General features: G+C 70.8%; 14 protein-coding genes. 3 read left to right on the forward strand and 11 right to left on the reverse strand.

All coding sequences use genetic code 11. The features are described from left to right. Window positions 1-86 precede the first annotated feature (86 nt). Window positions 87-1,310, reverse strand: coding sequence for a helix-turn-helix domain-containing protein (locus QFZ75_RS24500; protein ID WP_307540155.1), 1,224 nt, complete (start codon window positions 1,308-1,310; stop codon window positions 87-89). A gap of 386 nt (window positions 1,311-1,696) precedes the next feature. Continuing rightward, entirely contained in the window at window positions 1,697-2,068 is a 372-nt protein-coding gene (locus tag QFZ75_RS24505; RefSeq protein ID WP_373465937.1) for a hypothetical protein, read from the reverse strand. A gap of 399 nt (window positions 2,069-2,467) precedes the next feature. On the opposite strand from QFZ75_RS24505, the gene QFZ75_RS24510 reads away from it, so the two are divergent. Beyond that, window positions 2,468-2,992 carry a universal stress protein gene (locus QFZ75_RS24510; RefSeq protein WP_307540157.1) on the forward strand — a complete coding sequence of 175 codons (525 nt, stop codon included), beginning with the start codon at window positions 2,468-2,470 and terminating at the stop codon, window positions 2,990-2,992. A 369-nt stretch (window positions 2,993-3,361) separates the two neighbouring features. Here the strand turns inward: QFZ75_RS24510 and glmS are convergent, their stop codons facing one another. After that, window positions 3,362-5,179, reverse strand: coding sequence for a glutamine--fructose-6-phosphate transaminase (isomerizing) (glmS, locus tag QFZ75_RS24515; RefSeq protein WP_307540158.1), 1,818 nt, complete (start codon window positions 5,177-5,179; stop codon window positions 3,362-3,364). An 11-nt stretch (window positions 5,180-5,190) separates the two neighbouring features. After that, entirely contained in the window at window positions 5,191-5,448 is a 258-nt protein-coding gene (locus tag QFZ75_RS24520; RefSeq protein ID WP_307540160.1) for a hypothetical protein, read from the reverse strand. A 163-nt stretch (window positions 5,449-5,611) separates the two neighbouring features. On the opposite strand from QFZ75_RS24520, the gene QFZ75_RS24525 reads away from it, so the two are divergent. Beyond that, window positions 5,612-7,192: a metallophosphoesterase family protein gene (locus QFZ75_RS24525; protein WP_307544752.1), complete on the forward strand. Its 1,581-nt coding sequence runs from the start codon at window positions 5,612-5,614 to the stop codon at window positions 7,190-7,192. A gap of 207 nt (window positions 7,193-7,399) precedes the next feature. On the opposite strand, the gene QFZ75_RS24530 is transcribed toward QFZ75_RS24525, so the two are convergent. After that, entirely contained in the window at window positions 7,400-8,257 is an 858-nt protein-coding gene (locus QFZ75_RS24530) for a DUF4429 domain-containing protein (protein ID WP_307540162.1), read from the reverse strand. Between the two features lie 62 nt (window positions 8,258-8,319). Here QFZ75_RS24530 and QFZ75_RS24535 point away from each other — a divergent pair, with 62 nt between their 5' ends. Beyond that, entirely contained in the window at window positions 8,320-9,930 is a 1,611-nt protein-coding gene (locus tag QFZ75_RS24535) for a beta-N-acetylhexosaminidase (RefSeq protein WP_307540163.1), read from the forward strand. A 77-nt stretch (window positions 9,931-10,007) separates the two neighbouring features. Here the strand turns inward: QFZ75_RS24535 and QFZ75_RS24540 are convergent, their stop codons facing one another. The 6 genes from QFZ75_RS24540 to QFZ75_RS24565 form a co-directional block, all read right to left on the reverse strand. Further along, complete coding sequence (locus QFZ75_RS24540; RefSeq protein WP_307540165.1) at window positions 10,008-11,786, reverse strand: IucA/IucC family siderophore biosynthesis protein; 1,779 nt, start codon at window positions 11,784-11,786, stop codon at window positions 10,008-10,010. Next, window positions 11,783-12,358, reverse strand: a complete 576-nt coding sequence (locus tag QFZ75_RS24545) for a GNAT family N-acetyltransferase (RefSeq protein WP_307540166.1) — start codon at window positions 12,356-12,358, stop codon at window positions 11,783-11,785. The genes QFZ75_RS24540 and QFZ75_RS24545 overlap by 4 nt, the downstream gene beginning before the upstream one ends. Continuing rightward, the gene (locus QFZ75_RS24550; RefSeq protein WP_373465938.1) at window positions 12,355-13,662 is read right to left on the reverse strand and encodes a lysine N(6)-hydroxylase/L-ornithine N(5)-oxygenase family protein; all 1,308 of its coding nucleotides are present in this window, start codon (window positions 13,660-13,662) and stop codon (window positions 12,355-12,357) included. The genes QFZ75_RS24545 and QFZ75_RS24550 overlap by 4 nt, the downstream gene beginning before the upstream one ends. Continuing rightward, window positions 13,646-15,088 carry a lysine decarboxylase DesA gene (gene desA, locus QFZ75_RS24555; RefSeq protein ID WP_307540168.1) on the reverse strand — a complete coding sequence of 481 codons (1,443 nt, stop codon included), beginning with the start codon at window positions 15,086-15,088 and terminating at the stop codon, window positions 13,646-13,648. The genes QFZ75_RS24550 and desA overlap by 17 nt, the downstream gene beginning before the upstream one ends. 340 nt (window positions 15,089-15,428) lie before the next feature. After that, entirely contained in the window at window positions 15,429-16,475 is a 1,047-nt protein-coding gene (locus QFZ75_RS24560) for an ABC transporter substrate-binding protein (protein ID WP_307540170.1), read from the reverse strand. Window positions 16,476-16,857: 382 nt separating this feature from the next. Further along, window positions 16,858-18,018, reverse strand: a complete 1,161-nt coding sequence (locus tag QFZ75_RS24565) for an acyl-CoA dehydrogenase family protein (protein WP_307544756.1) — start codon at window positions 18,016-18,018, stop codon at window positions 16,858-16,860. Window positions 18,019-18,023: the final 5 nt, after the last annotated feature.

The following is an 18,023-nucleotide window of genomic DNA, read 5'->3' on the forward strand; positions in this document are numbered from 1 at the left end:
CGCCGTGGTCCCGGGCGCGCAACGGCGCCGGCCCCGGACCACGAGGGGTCCGGGGCCGGCGCACGACGCCGGGCGCGCCGGTGTCGTCAGGTCGCGCTCCGCTGGCCCGGCAGGCTGTGCCGCCCGGCCACGTACAGCTCCGCGCGCCCCGCGTCCGCGGACAGGGACGACGCCGCCGGGCCGACCGCGTGGGCGGCCGCCGTACGGCGGGACTGGAACGGCACGGGTGCTTCCTGCAGCACCGGTGGCGGTGACGGCGGCGAGCCGTCCGGGTCGCTCTGCTTCTCACCCTGCGGGCGGCGCGCCCGGTACGCGGCGCGGTACGCCGCCGGCGAGGAGCCCAGCTGGCGGCGGAAGTGCCCGCGCAGCGCCACCGGCGAACGGAACCCGCAGCGGCCCGCGACCTCGTCCACCGAGTAGTCGGACGTCTCCAGGAGCCGCTGCGCCTGGAGCACCCGCTGGGTGATCAGCCACTGCAGGGGAGCGCTCCCGGTGAGCGAACGGAAACGGCGGTCGAACGTACGCCTGCTCATGTACGCGCGTGCCGCCAGCGTCTCCACGTCGAACTGCTCGTGGAGGTGTTCCAGGGCCCAGGCGACGACCTCCGCGAGCGGGTCGGCGCCGATCTCCTCGGGTAAAGAGCGGTCGAGGTAGCGCTCCTGGCCGCCACTGCGCCGGGGTGGCACCACCAGGCGGCGGGCCAGTGCTCCGGCCGCCTCGTTGCCGTGGTCCGTCCGCACGATGTGCAGGCAGAGGTCGATCCCGGCCGCGGTGCCGGCCGACGTCAGCACGTCGCCGTCGTCCACGAACAGCTCGCGGGGATCGACGTGCACCGACGGGTAGCGCTTGGCCAGCGTCGGTGCGTACATCCAGTGTGTCGTCGCGGGACGGCCGTCCAGCAGCCCGGCCGCGGCGAGGACGAAGGCGCCGGTGCACAGCCCGACGATGCGGGCGCCCTCCTCGTGTGCCCGGCGCAGCGCGTCGAGCGCCTCCTCCGGTGGCGGTGAGGTGATCGACCGCCACGCGGGCACGACAACGGTGCCCGCCCGGGAGATCGCCTCCAGCCCGTTGGGCGCGGTGAGTTCCAGGCCTCCTGTGGTCCGCAGGGGGCCTTCCTCACCGGCGCTCACCAGTAGTCGGTACCGCGGTACGCCGGCGTCCTGGCGGTCGATCCCGAACACCGACAGCGGTATGGAACTCTCGAAGATGGGGCCGCCGCTGAACAGCAGCACCGCGACGATCTCCTTGCGGCGTCGTCCGGACAGCTTCCGGACCGCGGCTTCTGGCGCGGCAGCGGAGTCGTGGCTCATCCTGCTAAGCCCCCCTCGGTGGTCGCGGCACCCTCAACCTTTCGGGTCTGTCGCTCCAACACGTTTCCCCTCGGTCCTGCACGAGTCCCCCGCCGTAAGACGTCAAGATCGAATCTACTGTGTCGCACGGTGCCGAGGTGGCCAGTTCAGCACTCGGCAGATTGTCGACATGGCAACTTGGCGTGAAGCATTCGATCACGAAGCGTTGCACTCGTGGGCCGCCCAGGGAAGTGCGCCTCGTCACCGTGGCCGGTCCCCGTAGGGTGCGGGTACCCTGCTGGACCCTTTCGGTGCAGGTGGAACGGGGGTCGGGGGGTGGTTCGGCCAAGGGACGCGCAGGGCAGAGAAGTTGGCTGAAAAGTGGCGGACGCGTGTGCGTAAACCGGTCAGTCGACCGGGGCCTCCGCACCGGCCCGGCGGTCTCCCCGGCGGCCTTCCCGGCGGCCTTCCGCCCGGGTCCCGCCGTGCCGCCCATGATGCGGGGTCCGCTCCCGCGCGCGCAGTTCCGCCGCGCCGTGCTCGGACCGGCGCAGCAGCACCCGGCAGGCGCCGGTCACCGCGACCAGGCCGAGGGCCGTGCCGGCCGCGCCCGCCAGCGAGGCCCCGTACCCGACGAGGACGACCGGCACCAGGACGCAGCTGAACGCCGCCCAGCGGACCACGTCGGTCACCGCGTCGGCGACCACGTGGGTGACCGTGTCCTGAGCGGTGGGCGGTGCGGAGTGCGGGCGGGGCGCGGTCGAGGGGCGTGCGGACACGGTGTGCTCCCTGGGCGGTGGGTTACCGGGGTTCAACGCGTGTTCGAGCGGGCGGTCACGGGGAGCTTCCCGGGGGAACCCCCGGGAGCCCCGGGTTCCCCCGGGTGCTTCGCCGGCCGCGGGCGCGTCATGACCGCCCGCGTGGTTCCCGCGCCCCCGGCGGGGGTGTCACCCGGCCGGGGGAGGGGCGGGTGAAGCGGCTGTAGGTGGCAGCAACCATTGCGTTACGGGCACCCTCTCGTGCATGCTCCGGGGAACCTTCCCGAGCCGGGAGCGGGAAGTGGGCGCAGAACGCTTGTCGCCGTACCCTTACGGGTATGGGGTTGGGAAGATGATTCCCGGACACAGCTCCGCCGTCACCGCTCGTCCCACCCAGAGGATCCGAACGCCGAGACATCCATGGCCGGTCACGAATTCGAACCTGCGGACCGCAAGCGCCCCGTCGCCGATCCCACGGCGGCCGAGCCCTTGGCGGCGGAAGAAGCACGTCAGTCCTGCGATCCCGCCTTCAAGCACGGGGTCGTCGTGGGCTTCGACGGCTCGACGTCCAGTGAGCGCGCCCTGGCGTACGCGATCGGCATGGCCTGCCGGTCCGGATCGGGTCTGATCATCGTGCACGTCGCCAACCGGCTGCCCACCACGGTGTGGGCGGGCTGCGAGCCGCCGGTCTTCGTCGACGTGCCGGACCACCGCACCGAGGTGCTCGGGCTCGAACTCGCCTGTGCGGAGTACCTGGCCGAGGTCCCCTGGATCCTCGTCGAGCGCGGCGGCGACATCTGCCACGAACTCGAAGAGGTCGGGCGGGAGTACGAGGCCGACGCGATCGTCGTGGGGTCGACCCACGGGCTCGTCGGCCGGCTCTTCGGGTCGGTCGCGGGGCGGCTCGCCAAGCGGGCGCAGCGGCCGGTCGTCGTCATTCCCTGAGCTCCGTTCCCCATTCCCTGAGCTCCGTTCCCCGCCGGCCGGCTCTTTCCGCCCGGCTCCCCGTGTCCGCCCGGTTCCGTCGTGCGGCTCGCTCGTGCGACTCCGGAAACTACTCGCGCGTAGAGGTGTTTGTGCGCTTGTGAAGGGCATATAGGGGGCAGGTTTGCCGTCGTCGCACGACGTGCGTCGTACGGCGTGCGACACACGTCGTGCTGCCGGCCGGGATGTGACGTGACGGTCACCGGTGGCGGGCGGCCAGCCGGGGTTTTGGGCGGCCCCGGCGTGTGAACGGACCCCCGCGCGTCTGGTGGCGACGCGCGGGGGTCCGTCCTGTGCCGGCCGCCTCTGCGGGCCGCCTCCCGGGAGCGGCTACTCCACCGTCACCGACTTCGCGAGGTTCCTCGGCTTGTCGATGTCGCGGCCCAGGGACAACGCCGTGTGGTAGGCGAGGAGTTGGAGGGGGATGCCGAGGAGGATCGGGTCCAGCTCGTCCTCGTTCTTCGGGACGACGATCGTCTGGTCGGCCTTCTCCTGGTGCTCGTGGGCCACGGCGAGGATCTTGCCGCTGCGGGCCTTGATCTCCTCCAGGGCCGCGCGGTTCTTCTCCAGCAGGTCGTCGTTCGGGACGATCGCGACCGTCGGCAGCGCCGGCTCGATCAGCGCGAGCGGGCCGTGCTTCAACTCCGAGGCGGGGTAGGCCTCGGCGTGGATGTACGAGACCTCCTTCAGCTTCAGCGAGGCCTCACGGGCCACCGGGTAGCCGCGCACCCGGCCGATGAAGAGCATGGAGCGGGCCTCGGCGTAGCTCTCGGCCAGCTTCTTGATCTCGTCCTCCTGGGCGAGGATCTCGGTGATCTGCCCGGGGAGCCTGCGCAGGCCCTCGATGATCCGCTTGCCGTCGGAGACCGACAGGTCGCGGGTGCGGCCCAGGTGCAGGGCGAGCAGCGCGAAGGCGACCGTGGTGTTGGTGAAGCACTTGGTGGAGACCACGCACACCTCGGGCCCGGCGTGCACGTACATGCCGCCGTCGGCCTCGCGGGCGATGGCCGAACCGACGACGTTCACGACGCCGAGGACCCGGGCGCCCTTGCGCTTCAGCTCCTGCACGGCGGCCAGGACGTCGTACGTCTCACCGGACTGGGACACCGCCACGTACAGCGTGTCGGGGTCGACGACCGCGTTGCGGTAGCGGAACTCCGAGGCGGGCTCGGCGTCCGCGGGGATGCGGGCCAGCTCCTCTATCATCTGGGCGCCGATCATGCCCGCGTGGTACGAGGTGCCGCAGCCCAGGATCTTCACGCGGCGGATCTTGCGGGCCTCGCGGGCGTCCAGGTTCAGCCCGCCGAGGTGCACGGTCGAGAACCGGTCGTCGATCCGGCCGCGCAGCACCCGGTCCACGGCCTCGGCCTGCTCGTGGATCTCCTTGTGCATGTACGTGTCGTGGCCGCCCATGTCGTACGAGGCGGCCTCCCACTCCACGGTGGTCGGCTCGGACGTCGTACGGGTGCCCTCGGTGGTGTACGTACGGAAGTCGTCGGCCTTCAGGGTCGCCATCTCGCCGTCGTCCAGGGTGACGATCTGGCGGGTGTGGGTGACCAGCGCGGCGATGTCCGAGGCGACGAACATCTCCTTCTCGCCGATGCCGAGGACGACCGGGGAGCCGTTGCGGGCCACCACGATGCGGTCCGCGTGGTCGGCGTGCATCACCGCGATGCCGTACGTGCCCTCGATGACCCGGAGGGTCTCGCGGACCTTGTCCTCCAGCTTCTCGGCCTGGGAGCGGGCGATGAGGTGGGTGAGGACCTCGGTGTCGGTCTCGGAGAGGAACTCGACGCCCTCCGCCTCCAGCTTCCTGCGCAGGTCGGAGGCGTTGTCGATGATGCCGTTGTGGACGACGGCGACCTTGTTGTCGCCCGACATGTGCGGGTGGGCGTTCTCGTCGGACGGGGCGCCGTGGGTGGCCCAGCGGGTGTGGGCGATGCCCGTGGTGCCGGCGAAGCGCTTGGGGACGCGGGCCTCCAGGTCACGGACCCGGCCCTTGGCCTTGACCATCTTCAGACCGGCCGTCTTCGGGGACGTCACCACGAGCCCCGCCGAGTCGTAGCCCCGGTACTCCAGGCGCTGCAGGCCTTCGAGGAGGAGCGGCGCCACGTCGCGCCTGCCGATGTATCCCACGATTCCGCACATACAGAAGGTTCCTAGCCGTAGACGATGCGGCGCACCTGGCGGAGCGTGAGCTCCGGCGGCGCGACCGCGCGGTATTGGAGATCCGCCGTGATCCGTTCGAAGATCGCCGAGTTGACCAGGCCCTGTGCCTGGAGCTCCCGGTGGCGGCGACGGACGTAGTCCTCCGTCGTCTCGTCGAAGTAGGCGAGCACGTCCTGGATCACCCGCAGTGCCTCGCCCCGGCTGAGGGGCGAGGAGCGCGTCAGGTGATCGACAAGTTCCTCGTGCACCCGACGATCCTGAGGTAAAGCGCGGGCAATCGCAAGAATCCTGCCCGATATCGGGCAAGCGTCTGTTGAAACTCTTATGGGACCCTGTTGGCCGCCTGTTCACCCGCCGGCCCGGAACGGGATGGTTGCTGGGGGCACCTTTCAGGCCATGGACATTCCACGTATGGGGATCCCGCCGCACCTCGCCGGGCGGATGAGCATGGCCGAGCAGCACGAGTACCTGCGCTCCAGGTTCTCCCGCCGCACGATGATCAGGGGCGGGGCCGTCACCGTGGGCGCCGTCGTGGGTGGCGCGTTCCTGCCGGGGGCGACCGCGCAGGCCGCCGCGCCGACCGCGTCGGCGGTACCGGCGCAGACCCGTGGCGCCGAGCGGATCGACGGGGCCCTGGTCGCGCCGTTCGGCCGTCACCTCGCGTACGGCGCCGACCCGCGCACCGAGATGACCGTGTCCTGGCAGGTCCCGGTCGCGGTGCGCAGGCCGTACATCCGGATCGGTGCCCACCCCTGGGACCTCTCGCGGAAGATCGAGGCGGAGGTGCGCACGCTGTTCACCCCGGCCGGGGTGGGCGCGAGCGGCGACCACACCCAGTACTACCTGCACGCCGAACTCACCCACCTGCGGCCCGGCCGCACGTACTACTACGGCGTCGGGCACGAGGGCTTCGACCCGGCGGCGCCGCGCCTCGCCGGCACGATCGGCACCTTCACCACCGCGCCCGACCGGGCCGAGCCGTTCACCTTCACCGCCTTCGGCGACCAGGGCGTCAGCTACCACGGCCTCGCCAACGACAGCCTGATCCTGGCGCAGGGCCCGGCGTTCCACCTGCACGCCGGTGACATCGCGTACGCGGACCCGTCCGGCATGGGCAGGAAGGAGGACACCGGCTACGACTCGCGCACCTGGGACCAGTTCCTCGCCCAGACCGAGTCGGTCGCCAAGCAGGTGCCGTGGATGGTCAGTTACGGCAACCACGACATGGAGGCCTGGTACTCCCCGAACGGCTACGGCGGCGAGGACGCGCGCTGGCGGCTGCCCGGGAACGGCCCCGACCGCAAGAACCTGCCCGGCGTCTACACCTTCGTGCACGGCAACACGGCGGTCATCTCGCTCGACGCCAACGACATCTCCTTCGAGATCCCGGCCAACCTCGGCATCTCCGGGGGGACGCAGACCAGGTGGCTGGAGGCGCAGCTCAAGAAGTACCGGGCCGCGAAGGGGATCGACTTCGTCGTCGTCTTCTTCCACCACTGCGCGTACTGCACCTCGACCGCGCACGCCTCCGAGGGCGGGGTGCGGCAGGAGTGGGTGCCGCTGTTCGAGAAGTACACCGTCGACCTGGTGATCAACGGGCACAACCACGTGTACGAGCGCACCGACGTCCTCAAGGGCGGCGAGGTCGCCAGGCAGCTGCCGATCGGCGGGACGGCGTACCCCGAGACCGACGGTGTCGTGTACGTGACCGCGGGGGCGGCGGGGCGGAGCCTGTACGCGTTCAGTGCGGACGAGTCGTACGAGGGTCAGGTGAAGGACGACGACGCGGTGTCGTCGTTCGTGTGCCTGGCGGACGGGGAGCGACGGGCCGAGACGGTCGCGTGGTCCCGGGTGCGGTACCTGGACTACTCGTTCCTGCGGGTCGACGTGACGCCGGCGGCGAAGGGGCGTACCGCCACGTTGACGGTGCGGGGAATCGCCGAGACAGGTGAGGAGGTCGACCGGTTCGTGGTGGCGCGTCGGGTTCGTTGACCTGGGTGGGGCGCTCCGGGGGCGCCCCGCGGGTTGGGCCGCTCGTCGGGTGCGGGTCGGTGGGGGCCGGTTGCGCAGTTCCCCGCGTCCCTGGACGGCGGGCTTCGCCACGCCGGTTGGGCCGCTCGTCGGGTGCGGGTGTGTGGGGGCTGGGCGCGCAGTTTCCCGCGCCCCTGCAGAGGCGGCTTCGCCGTGCCTCTGCGGGGGCTACAGCCGTTTCAGGATCGCCTGTTTGGCCTGGGTGAACTCCTCGTTCGTCAGGACGCCTGTGCTGTGCAGGTCGCCCAGTTCGCGCAGGCGGCGCAGCAGGGCGTCCTGGTCGGCCCCGGTGGGCGCGAGCCGCTTCGGCGGCGCGTCCGGCGCGGCCGAGGGGTGGGGGAGGCGGGCCTGGACCGCCGCTGCCACCAGGGCCGTCAGGGGGTCCTTCCTGAAGCCCCACAGTTCGATGGCGTGGGGGTCGTACTTCGGCGGGGCCTTCGTGGGGGCGCCCCGGACCGTGAAGCGGAGGTGGCCGTTCTCCAGGCCGACCGACGGCTGCCACTCCACGGACCGGATGTCGGCCAGGGCGAGCGTACGGGTGCCGGCGGCCGACTTGGCCTCCTCCGTCTTCCAGTTCCACTCCAGGCGGACCCGCTCCCCGTCGAAGCTCGCGGTGCCGTCGCCGGCCGAGACCGACAGGGGCACGGCCGGGCCCGGCAGCAGATAGCGGTCGACCGCGACGGCCGGCACCTCGTCCAGGAGCAGCGCGTTGCGTATCTCGTCCACGAAGTACTCCGCCACGCCGTAGCGGTCCGACTCCACCGTCAGCTGGTAGGGGTCGGCGAAGTCCACGAGCCGGCCCCCGGTCGCCTGGAGCAGCGGGTCCGCGCCGTCCCGCAGCCGCAGCCTGAGCCGGCCGGTCCTCTTGCCCTGCTCGAACGAGATGCCTGCCAACGCGCCCAGCGGGACCGCCAGTTCACCGAGGGACTTACGCAGCAGACCCACGTTCCGGTCGCGGCCCGGCACCAGCCGCAGGACGTCGCCGTCGAAGGTCCACGTTCCGTCCCGCTGGATGATTTCCGCCATGGGGGTGATTGTTCCACCGCCTCTGCGGGAGAGTGGTCTATACCCATTCGAAGGGAGCGCATGTGAGACAGCACAGAACGCCCCGCCTGCTCGGTACGCTGCTGCTCGTGGCAGCCGCCGGAATCTCCGCCGTCGGCGCGGCACCGTCCGCGTCCGACCGCACCGTCCCCCCTCCCGTCACCCCGCTGGACCGGGTCGTCCCGGCCCCCGCCTCCGTCGACCCGGGCGGCCCCCCGTACCGGATCACGAGCGGTACGCGCATCCGCGTGGACCGGTCGAAGGAGGTCCGGGACGTCGGCGCGTACCTCGCCGGCGTGCTGCGGCCGTCGACCGGCTACCGGCTCCCCGTCACGGCCGACCCGGGCGGCGACGGCATCCGGCTCCGGATCACCCGCGAGGACGCCCGGCTGGGCGCCGAGGGCTACCGGCTGACGAGCGGGAAGGGTGCTGTCACGATCACCGCCCGCGAGCCCGCCGGACTCTTCCACGGCGTGCAGACCCTGCGGCAGCTGCTGCCCGCCGCCGTCGAGGAGGACTCGGAGCAGCCGGGACCCTGGCCGGTCGCCGGCGGCACCGTCACCGACACCCCCCGCTACGGCTGGCGCGGCGCGATGCTCGACGTCTCCCGGCACTTCTTCACCGTGGACCAGGTCAAGCGCTACATCGACCAGCTCGCGCTCTACAAGATCAACACCCTGCACCTGCACCTCAGCGACGACCAGGGCTGGCGCATCGCCGTCGACTCCTGGCCGCGTCTCGCCCCGTACGGCGGATCCACGTCGGTCGGCGGCGGCCCCGGCGGCCACTACACGAAGGCCCAGTACAAGGACATCGTCCGGTACGCCGGCTCGCGCCACCTGGAGGTCGTGCCCGAGATCGACATGCCCGGGCACACCAATGCGGCGCTCGCCTCGTACCCGGAGCTGAACTGCGACGGCGTCGCCCCGCCGCTCTACACCGGCACCGAGGTCGGCTTCAGTTCGCTGTGCGTCGACAAGCCGGTGACGTACGACTTCGTGGACGACGTCATCCGTGAACTGGCCGCGATCACCCCGGGCCGGTACCTCCACATCGGCGGCGACGAGGCGCACTCGACGAGCCACGAGGACTACGTGGCCTTCATGGAGAAGGTCCAGCCGGTCGTCGCGAAGTACGGCAAGACCGTGGTGGGCTGGCACCAGCTGACCGGGGCGGCCCCGGCGAAGGGCGCGGTGGCCCAGTACTGGGGCCTGGACGACACGAGCGCGGCCGAGAAGGAGCAGGTCGCGGCGGCGGCCAGGAACGGCACCGGGCTCGTCCTCTCGCCCGCCGACCGGGTGTACCTCGACATGAAGTACACCGCGGACACCCCCCTCGGCCAGGACTGGGCCGGTCTGGTGGAGGTGCGGCGCTCCTACGACTGGGACCCGGGCGCCTACCTGCCGGGCGCGCCGGCTTCGGCCGTACGGGGTGTCGAGGCACCGCTGTGGACGGAGACCCTCGCGACCTCGTCGGACATCGAGTACATGGCGTTCCCGCGGCTGCCCGGGGTCGCCGAGCTCGGCTGGTCGCCCGCCTCGACGCACGACTGGGACGACTACAGGGTCCGGCTCGCGGCGCAGGCACCGCGCTGGGACGCGCTCGGCATGAACTACTACCGGTCGCCGCAGGTGCCCTGGCCGACCGGGAGATAGCCGCCGGTACGACGGCGGGCGCCCCCTGGGACCGTACGCGGGGGCGCCCGCCTGCTGGTGGGGGCTGTGAGACGTGGCTACAGCCCGGCGACGGGGTTCCTCAGGGTGCCGACGAGCTGGAGGGCACCGGCCGGGTCGGAGAGGTCCACCATCTGCTCGTTGTCGCGCAGCTGGAGCCGGTTGAGGCAGGACAGCGCGAACTCGGGCGCGAACAGGTCGTACTGCGCGAACTTGTCCGCGAGTTCGGGCGCGGCCTTCTGGTAGTCGCGTACGCAGTCGGCGACGGTCCGCCAGAAGTCGTCCTCCCCGAGGACGCCCTCGTCGGCCAGGTTCGCCGCCAGGAAGCGGAAGAAGCAGTCGAAGACGTCCGTGAAGAGCGACAGGAGTTTCTTGTCCTCGGGGACGTCCACGCGCAGCCGCTCGACCGCCGGCGGGAGCACCGCGTCCGGGTCCATGACGGCGATCTCCTCGGCGATGTCCTTGTAGACCGCCCGCTGGACCACCCCGTCCTCGAGGACGAGGATGACGTTCTCGCCGTGCGGCATGAACACCAGGTCGTACGCGTAGAAGCTGTGCAGCAGCGGGGTGAAGTAGGCCCGCAGGTAGCGGCGCAGCCACTCCACCGGGGTGAGGCCCGAGCGCTCGATCAGCGCGGCCGCGACCGAGGAGCCCGCGTGGTCGACGTGGACGAGCGAGGCCATGGTGGCCAGGGTCTCGCCGTCCCGCAGCGCGGGGACCGGACTCTCGCGCCACAGGGCGGCGAGCATCTTGCGGTAGGGGGAGTAGCGGTCGGTGGCGGCCTCGTACTCCAGGTGCCGGTAGCCGACGGCCGCGCGCTCGCGGATGATCGACAGGCCGGTCGAGCGCAGCAGCGGGTCGTTGTCGATGAGCTGGGCGAGCCAGTCGTTGATGGCCGGGGTCGCCTCCATGTAGGCGGCGGACAGGCCGCGCATGAAGCCCATGTTGACGACCGACAGGGCGGTCTTCACGTAGTGCTTCCCGGGCGCGCTCGTGTTGAAGAACGTCCGGATCGACTGCTGGGCCAGGTACTCGTCGTCGCCCTCGCCCAGGCACACCAGGTGCCGGCGGGCCACCTCGGCGGCGAAGGTCACCGTGAGCTTGTTCCACCACTGCCAGGGGTGGACCGGGATGAAGAGGTAGTCGGCCGGGTCGAGGTCCTGGTCGCGCAGGACGCCGTGGAAGCGGTCCACGGTCTCCTGGCCCAGCTCGCCGCGCAGGAACGACTCGTACTCGATGCCGGCGCCCGCCGTGAACGCGGCCCGCGAGCGGTGCGCGGCCAGCCAGACGAGCCGTACCGGGCTCGCGGTCTCGGGCGCGTACGAGAGGTACTCGTGGACGCCGAAGCCGAGCCTGCCGTTGTTGGCGACGAAGCAGGGGTGGCCCTCGGTCATCCCCGTCTCGATCTCCTGGAAGCCGCTCCCCGCGAGCTCGGCGGAGGTGACCTGGGGTTTGGTGAGCTTGTAGCAGGTGCCGGAGAGGGTGGAGGAGATCTCCTCCAGGTAGACCGGCAGCACCTTGTCGCTCAGCCCGAGCGACTTCCTGAACTCGATGAAGAAGTCCAGCGCGGCGAGCGGGAGTTCGGCGCCGTCACGGCTGCGGGTGATCGACCCGGCGTCGACCTGCCAGTGGTCGAGGGCGCGGCGGACGGCGGTGAACCGGTAGTGGGTCAGGCCGTCGTCGCTGCGGACGGCGTACGCGCCCTCGTCGCCTTCGACGGTCTCGGGCGTGATCAGCCGCTCGTGGGCGAACTCGGCGAGTGCCTTGCGGATGAGCAGGCGGTTGGCCCGGGCCCAGCGGTCGGGGGACAGATGTGCCACGGCGTCGGACAGGGTCACAGGGAAACTCCTCGGCCGGCCGCATCGCGCCGGTTCATGAACTGGTCGCGGGTGCAGAAGGACAGCAGCGCGCGCTTCTCCGGCTTCTGGATCTCGTGCTCGGGGACGAAGCCGACGGCCTCGTTCAGCGCGTGCACCGCCTCGTTGGTGACGTCCGGTTCGACGACGACCCGGCGGGTGCGGGGGTCGGCGAACAGCTCGTCCATCACGGCGGTGATGACGGCCCGGGTGAAGCCGTGCACGGGCCGGTCGGTGGGGGCGACCAGGAAGTGCATGCCGACGTCGCCCGGCTCGGGCTCGTACAGCCCCACCAGCTCGATGTACCGGGGGTCGTACTTCTCCATCAGGAACGCGGGCCGCCCGTCGTGGAACCCGAGGTACGCGTGGTGGTGCTCACTGGCCGCGACGGCCATGTACTCGCGCTCCACGTCCTGCAGTTTCGCGCCCTGCATCATCCAGTACGCCGCCTTGGGATGGGTCACCCAGGAGTGCAGCAGCCCGGCGTCCCTGAGGGGGTCGAGGGGGCGCATGCTCAGCGTGCCGACGGCGTCGGCGGTCCCGGCGGCGCTCATACGCCGAACTCCTGGAACGCGATGGACTTCTCCACCGGGTAGTACTCGGTGCCGAGCAGCTCCCGGATGATGCAGGTGTTGCGGTACGGGCCCATGCCGAGGTCCGGCGACGTGATCGAGTGGGTGTGGACGCCGGCGTTCTGCAGGAAGATCCCGCGACCGGTGGTGTCGATCGCGTAGTTGCGGGCCACGTCGTGGTTGCCCTGCCCGTCGTAGCGGATCCGGTCGCGCACGGGCGCCAGGAACGCGGGCTCCACGTACCGGTAGCCGGTGGCGAGGATCAGGCCCTCGGACTGCAGCTCGTAGTCCCTGCCCTGCTCCTCCTGGCGCAGGCCCAGGGTGTACGTGCCGTTCTCGTACGCCGCCGTGCGCAGCGCCGAGTTGGTGAGCAGCCGGGTGGGGACGGGGCCGCCGAGGTTCTTCTGGTAGAGCAGGTCGAAGATCGCGTCGATCAGCTCGCCGTCGATGCCCTTGAACAGGCCCTTCTGCTCCGTCTGGAGGCGGTAGCGGGTCCGCTCGGGCAGCGCGTGGAAGTAGTCGATGTACTCGGGGGAGGTCATCTCCAGCGTCAGCTTGGTGTACTCCAGCGGGAAGAACCGCGGGGAGCGCGTGACCCAGTTCAGCCGGTAGCCGTGGACGTCGATCTCGCTCAGCAGGTCGTGGTAGATCTCGGCGGCGGACTGCCCGCTGCCGACCAGCGTGATCGACTTCTTGGCCTGCAGTTCCCGCTTGTGCTGCCGGTAGCGGGAGTTGTGGAGGAAGTCCCCGCCGAGCTCCGCGCACGCCTCGGGCACGTACGGGGGCGTGCCGGTGCCGAGGACCAGGTGCCGGGCGCGGTAGCGCTCACCGGCAGTCGTCCGGACGACGTACACCTCGCTCCCCTCCTCGTACGTCACCTCCGCGACCGTCGTGCCGAAGCGGATGCAGGTCAGTTTCGAGGCGGCCCAGCGGCAGTAGTCGTCGTACTCGACGCGCAGCGGGTAGAAGTTCTCGCGTATGTAGAACGAGTACAGCCGGCCCGATTCCTTCAGGTAGTTGAGGAAGGAGTACGGGGACGTCGGGTCGGCCAGGGTGACCAGGTCCGACATGAACGGCGTCTGGAGGTGCGCGCCCTCCAGGAACATCCCGGAGTGCCACTCGAAGTCCGGCTTGGACTCCAGGAACACGCCGTCGAGTTCGTCGATCGGCTCGGTGAGGCAGGCGAGGCCGAGGTTGAAGGGGCCCAGCCCGATGCCGATGAAGTCGTGGGTGTGCACGGTGGACCCGGCGGACTGCGCGGTCGCGGGTTCAGGAAGCGCGGACAAGGGACTCTCCCAGGTACTGCTCGGCGTGGCCGGCGATCAGGTCGAGCACGGCGGAGATGTCGTCCGTCGTGGTCTCGGGGTTGAGCAGGGTGAACTTCAGGAAGTGGCGGCCGCCGACCTTCGTACCCGCGACCACCGCGTCGCCGGAGGCGAACAGGGCCTTGCGGGCGTACAGGTTGGCGCGGTCGATCTCGGCCGGGTCGGTGACGGCGGCGGGGATGTAGCGGAAGACGAGGGTGGACAGGGAGGGGGCGACCACGACGTCGTAGCGCGGGTCGGCGGCCAGCATCCGCCAGCCCTCCTCCGCCAGGTCACAGACCTCGTCGAAGAGCTCGCCGATGCCGTCGGCGCCCATCACCCGCAGGGTCATCCACAGTTTGAGGGCGTCGAACCGGCGGGTGGTCTGCAGGGACTTGTCGACCTGGTTGGGGATGCGCTCCTGCACCATGCGGCGCGGGTTGAGGTACTCCGCGTGGTAGGTGGCGTGCCGCAGGGTGGCCGCGTCGCGGACCAGGACGGCGGAGGAACTCACCGGCTGGAAGAAGGACTTGTGGTAGTCCACGGTCACCGAGTCGGCGTGCTCGATGCCGTCGATGCGGTGCCGGTTCTTCAGCGAGGTGAGCAGTCCGCAGCCGTACGCCGCGTCCACGTGCAGCCAGGCGCCGAACTGCTCGCACAGCTCGGCGATCTCGGGCAGCGGGTCGATGGAGCCGAAGTCGGTGGTGCCGGCCGTGGCGACGACGGCCATCGGGACCAGGCCCTCGCGCGCGCAGCGCTCCAGCTCGTGGGCGAGCGCGACCGTCCGCATGCGCTTGTCGTTGCCGGTGGGGACGGTGACCACGGCGTCGGGGCCGAGTCCGAGGAGTTTCGCCGACTTCCCTACGCTGAAGTGGCTCGCCTCGGAGGCGAAGATCCGCAGGTCGGCGTACGAGTCGCTCTTAGCCTCTTCACGGGCGAGCAGCAGCGCCTGGAGGTTGGACTGCGAGCCGCCGGAGGTGAACACGCCGTCGGCGGCGGGGCCGAAGCCGATGCGCTCGTTGGTCCAGTCGATGAGCTTGCGCTCGATGAGGGTGCCGCCGGCCGACTGGTCCCAGGTGTCGAGGGAGGAGTTGACGGCGGAGAGCACCGCCTCGCCGACCACGGCCGGGATGACCACGGGGCAGTTGAGGTGGGCGAGGTAGCGGGGGTGGTGGAAGTAGACCGCGTCCCGGAGGTAGACGTCCTCCAGTTCGTCGAGCACGGCCGTGGTGTCGTGCAGCGGCTTGTCGAGGTCGATGCGGTCGATGCGGGGGGCGAGGGCGTCGACCGTGACGCCGGTGAACGGCCGTTCCGTGGTGGCGAGTTTGGCCGCCACCCGCTCTATTCCTTCGGTCACGGAGCGGCGGTACCGCTCCGCGGTCGTGTCGTTGAGCAGGTGCGAGCGCATGGGGGAGTCCTCCGGGGGGCAGGAGTGGGGACGGGCGCAGGGAAGGGGCATGGGGGGCGGCGCCGAACTTAGGTTAGCCTAACCTAAGTTTCTGTGAGTCTCCGCCCCGCCTGCCACCGCTGTGACACATGCCTCTCCCGCGTCGCGCGGAGTGCCGCCGGACCCCCATGAGCTGGGCTTATGAGGTGGGGCCCATGAATGCGCCCCGCCTCCACGGCTGTGGGGGCGGGGCGTGGTGGTGCTCTGCCTGCGGGCCGGCGGGGGCTGGTCGCGCAGTTCCCCGCGCCTCCGGAAGGCGCCTGCGGCGGCCTTCCGGAGGCGCGGGACCCCAAGTGCCGTGTCAAGCGACCTTCTTGGCCTTTTCGATGGCCTCGGCGAGGTTGTCGAGCATGGGGGTGCACTTGGCGTACGAGAGGATCGGCTCCGGGGTGCGGGCGATGACCTGGCCGGCCTTGACCGCGGGGAGCTTCTTCCAGGTCGCCTCGGTGATGTCGGCGGGCTGGATGGTCGCGGTGCGGTCGTCCATGATGATGACGTCGGCCGGGTACTTGTCGACGTTCTCCCAGCTCAGGTTCTCGAACCAGCCGCCGCTGGCCTTCAGGACCTTGGCCGGCGGTTCGACGAGGTTCACGCCGAGGGCCTTGAAGTACTCCAGGTCGACGGAGAGGTTCGAGCCGGACACGTAGAAGATGTCCTGGCTGGCGGAACCGGCGAGGACCTTGATCTCGGGGCGGGCCTTGGCGGCGGCGCGCAGGCGCTCGGCGGCCTTCTCGAAGTTCTTCTTCGCCTCGACGGTCCTGGCGGCCTTCACGTCCGCGCCCAGCGACTTCGCGAGCGCGAGCATCCGCTCCAGCGGCTCGGGCAGCTGGCGGTCGTAGACGGAGATGCCGACGCTCGGGGCGAGCTTGAGGATCTTGTCCTTGGACTCCTCGGGGACGTACCAGAGGGTGCCGGCGTCGTCGAACATCGTGGAGATCAGCACGTCCGGGGCCAGGGTGGCGTACTTCTCGATGTTGAACTGGCCCCATGCGTTGCCGAGGACGGTCAGCTTGCTGACGTCCATGTCGCCGGCCTGGACGTCGGCCTTGCCGTCCTTGGTCTTCGTCGGGCCGAAGACGCCCTTGACCTCGATGCCGTAGTCGAAGAGGGCGGCGGCGACACCGGTGAACGCGACGATGTTCGCCGGGACCTTGTCGAGCTTCACGGTCTTGTCGCGGTCGTCCTCGAACGTCCAGGGACCGGAGGCGGCGGCCTTCGTCCCGTCCGCCGAGCCACCGCTCTTCGCGTCGTCGTCCCCGCAGGCCGCCAGGACGGCACCGAGGCCGAGGGCCCCGCCGGCGGCGAGGACGCCGCGTCGGGAGAGGTGGGTGGCACGGGCGTTGGACATGGCGTGACTGCTTTCGAACAGGGCGGAGGGCCCACCGGACAAGTGCGAAGGTAGGTTAGCCTAACCTCAGCTGAGGCCCAAGGGCGGGTTCCCCGCCGCCACGTGTCCGCCGGTTCGCTCTCGTGCGGGCACGGCGACCGGTTCGGCCCGCGGGAAACACCGGTCCTCGCAGCGCGGGGGACTCGAACTCGTCCATCGGGAGGACGCCTCCGGTGCGTCCTGCCCCGGAGCACCCGTGGGTTGCCGACGGCCGCGGCCGGCTCGTGTTCGTGCTGTTCCTCCGTGGCACGGGCCACAGCTCTGGCCGGCCGGGCGTTGCGGATCCGGCGCATACGCGGTCCGGGGAGCCGGCGCCGGTTCCCCGGACCGCGCGCCGCGCCGCTCAGCCCGTCAAGCCCAGTTCCCTCGCGATCAGCATGCGCTGGACCTCGCTCGTGCCCTCGCCGATCTCCAGGATCTTGGAGTCGCGCCACATGCGGGCGACCGGGTACTCGTTCATGAAGCCGTAGCCGCCGTGGATCTGGGTGGCGTCGCGGGCGTTGTCGACGGCGACCGTGGAGGAGTGCAGCTTCGCCAGCGCCGCCTCCTTCTTGAAGGGCTCGCCCGCCACCAGCCGGGAGGCCGCGTCGCGCCAGGCCAGGCGGGCCGTGTGGGCCTTCATCTCCATGTCCGCGATCTTGAACTGGATCGCCTGGTTCGCGCCGATCGGGCGGCCGAAGGCGTGGCGCTCCTTGGCGTACTTCACCGACTCGTCCACGCAGCCCTGCGCCAGGCCGGTCGCCAGCGCCGCGATGGCGATGCGGCCCTCGTCCAGGATGCGCAGGAACTGCGCGTAGCCGCGGCCCTGTTCGCCGAGCAGGTTCGCCGCCGGGACGCGGACGTCCGCGAAGGACAGCTCGCGGGTGTCCGAGGCGTTCCAGCCGACCTTCGAGTACGGGGCGGCGACCGTGAAGCCGGGGGTGCCGGACGGCACGATGATCGAGGAGATCAGCGGCTTGCCCGCCTCGGTGCGGCCCGTGACCGCCGTGACCGTGACCAGACCCGTGATGTCCGTGCCCGAGTTGGTGATGAAGCACTTGCTGCCGTTGATGACCCATTCGTCCGTCGCCTCGTCCAGGCGGGCCGTCGTCCGGGTCGCGCCCGCGTCCGAGCCGCCGTCCGGCTCGGTCAGGCCGAAGGCGCCGAGGAGTTCGCCCGAGCAGAGACGGGGGAGCCACCGGGCCTTCTGCTCCGGGGTGCCGAAGAGGTGGATCGGCATCGCGCCGAGCGACACCCCCGCCTCCAGGGTGATGGCCACCGAGGAGTCCACGCGGGCGAGTTCTTCGAGGGCGATGCCCAGCGCCAGGTAGTCGCCGCCCATGCCGCCGTACTCCTCCGGGAAAGGCAGCCCGAACAGCCCCATGCGGCCCATCTCGCGGACGATCTCGTACGGGAACTCGTGCCGCTCGTAGAAGTCACCGATCTTCGGCGCGACGACGTCGTGGGCGAACTCGGCCACCGTGCGCCGCAGTTCGTCCAGCTCGGGGGAGAGGCGGTGGTCCAGGGACA

It is taken from the genome of Streptomyces sp. V3I8 (assembly GCF_030817535.1).
In the GTDB taxonomy this organism is placed as follows: domain Bacteria; phylum Actinomycetota; class Actinomycetes; order Streptomycetales; family Streptomycetaceae; genus Streptomyces.

Excerpts from the sequence above, each read along its gene's own strand:
- QFZ75_RS24530 (WP_307540162.1), bottom strand. The coding sequence starts at position 8,257 with ATGGCGGAAATCATCCAGCGGGACGGAACGTGGACCTTCGACGGCGAC.
- glmS (WP_307540158.1), bottom strand. The coding sequence starts at position 5,179 with ATGTGCGGAATCGTGGGATACATCGGCAGGCGCGACGTGGCGCCGCTC.
- QFZ75_RS24560 (WP_307540170.1), bottom strand. The coding sequence starts at position 16,475 with ATGTCCAACGCCCGTGCCACCCACCTCTCCCGACGCGGCGTCCTCGCC.
- QFZ75_RS24510 (WP_307540157.1), top strand. The coding sequence starts at position 2,468 with ATGGCCGGTCACGAATTCGAACCTGCGGACCGCAAGCGCCCCGTCGCC.
- QFZ75_RS24500 (WP_307540155.1), bottom strand. The coding sequence starts at position 1,310 with ATGAGCCACGACTCCGCTGCCGCGCCAGAAGCCGCGGTCCGGAAGCTG.
- QFZ75_RS24545 (WP_307540166.1), bottom strand. The coding sequence starts at position 12,358 with ATGAGCGCCGCCGGGACCGCCGACGCCGTCGGCACGCTGAGCATGCGC.
- desA (WP_307540168.1), bottom strand. The coding sequence starts at position 15,088 with ATGCGCTCGCACCTGCTCAACGACACGACCGCGGAGCGGTACCGCCGC.
- QFZ75_RS24525 (WP_307544752.1), top strand. The coding sequence starts at position 5,612 with ATGGGGATCCCGCCGCACCTCGCCGGGCGGATGAGCATGGCCGAGCAG.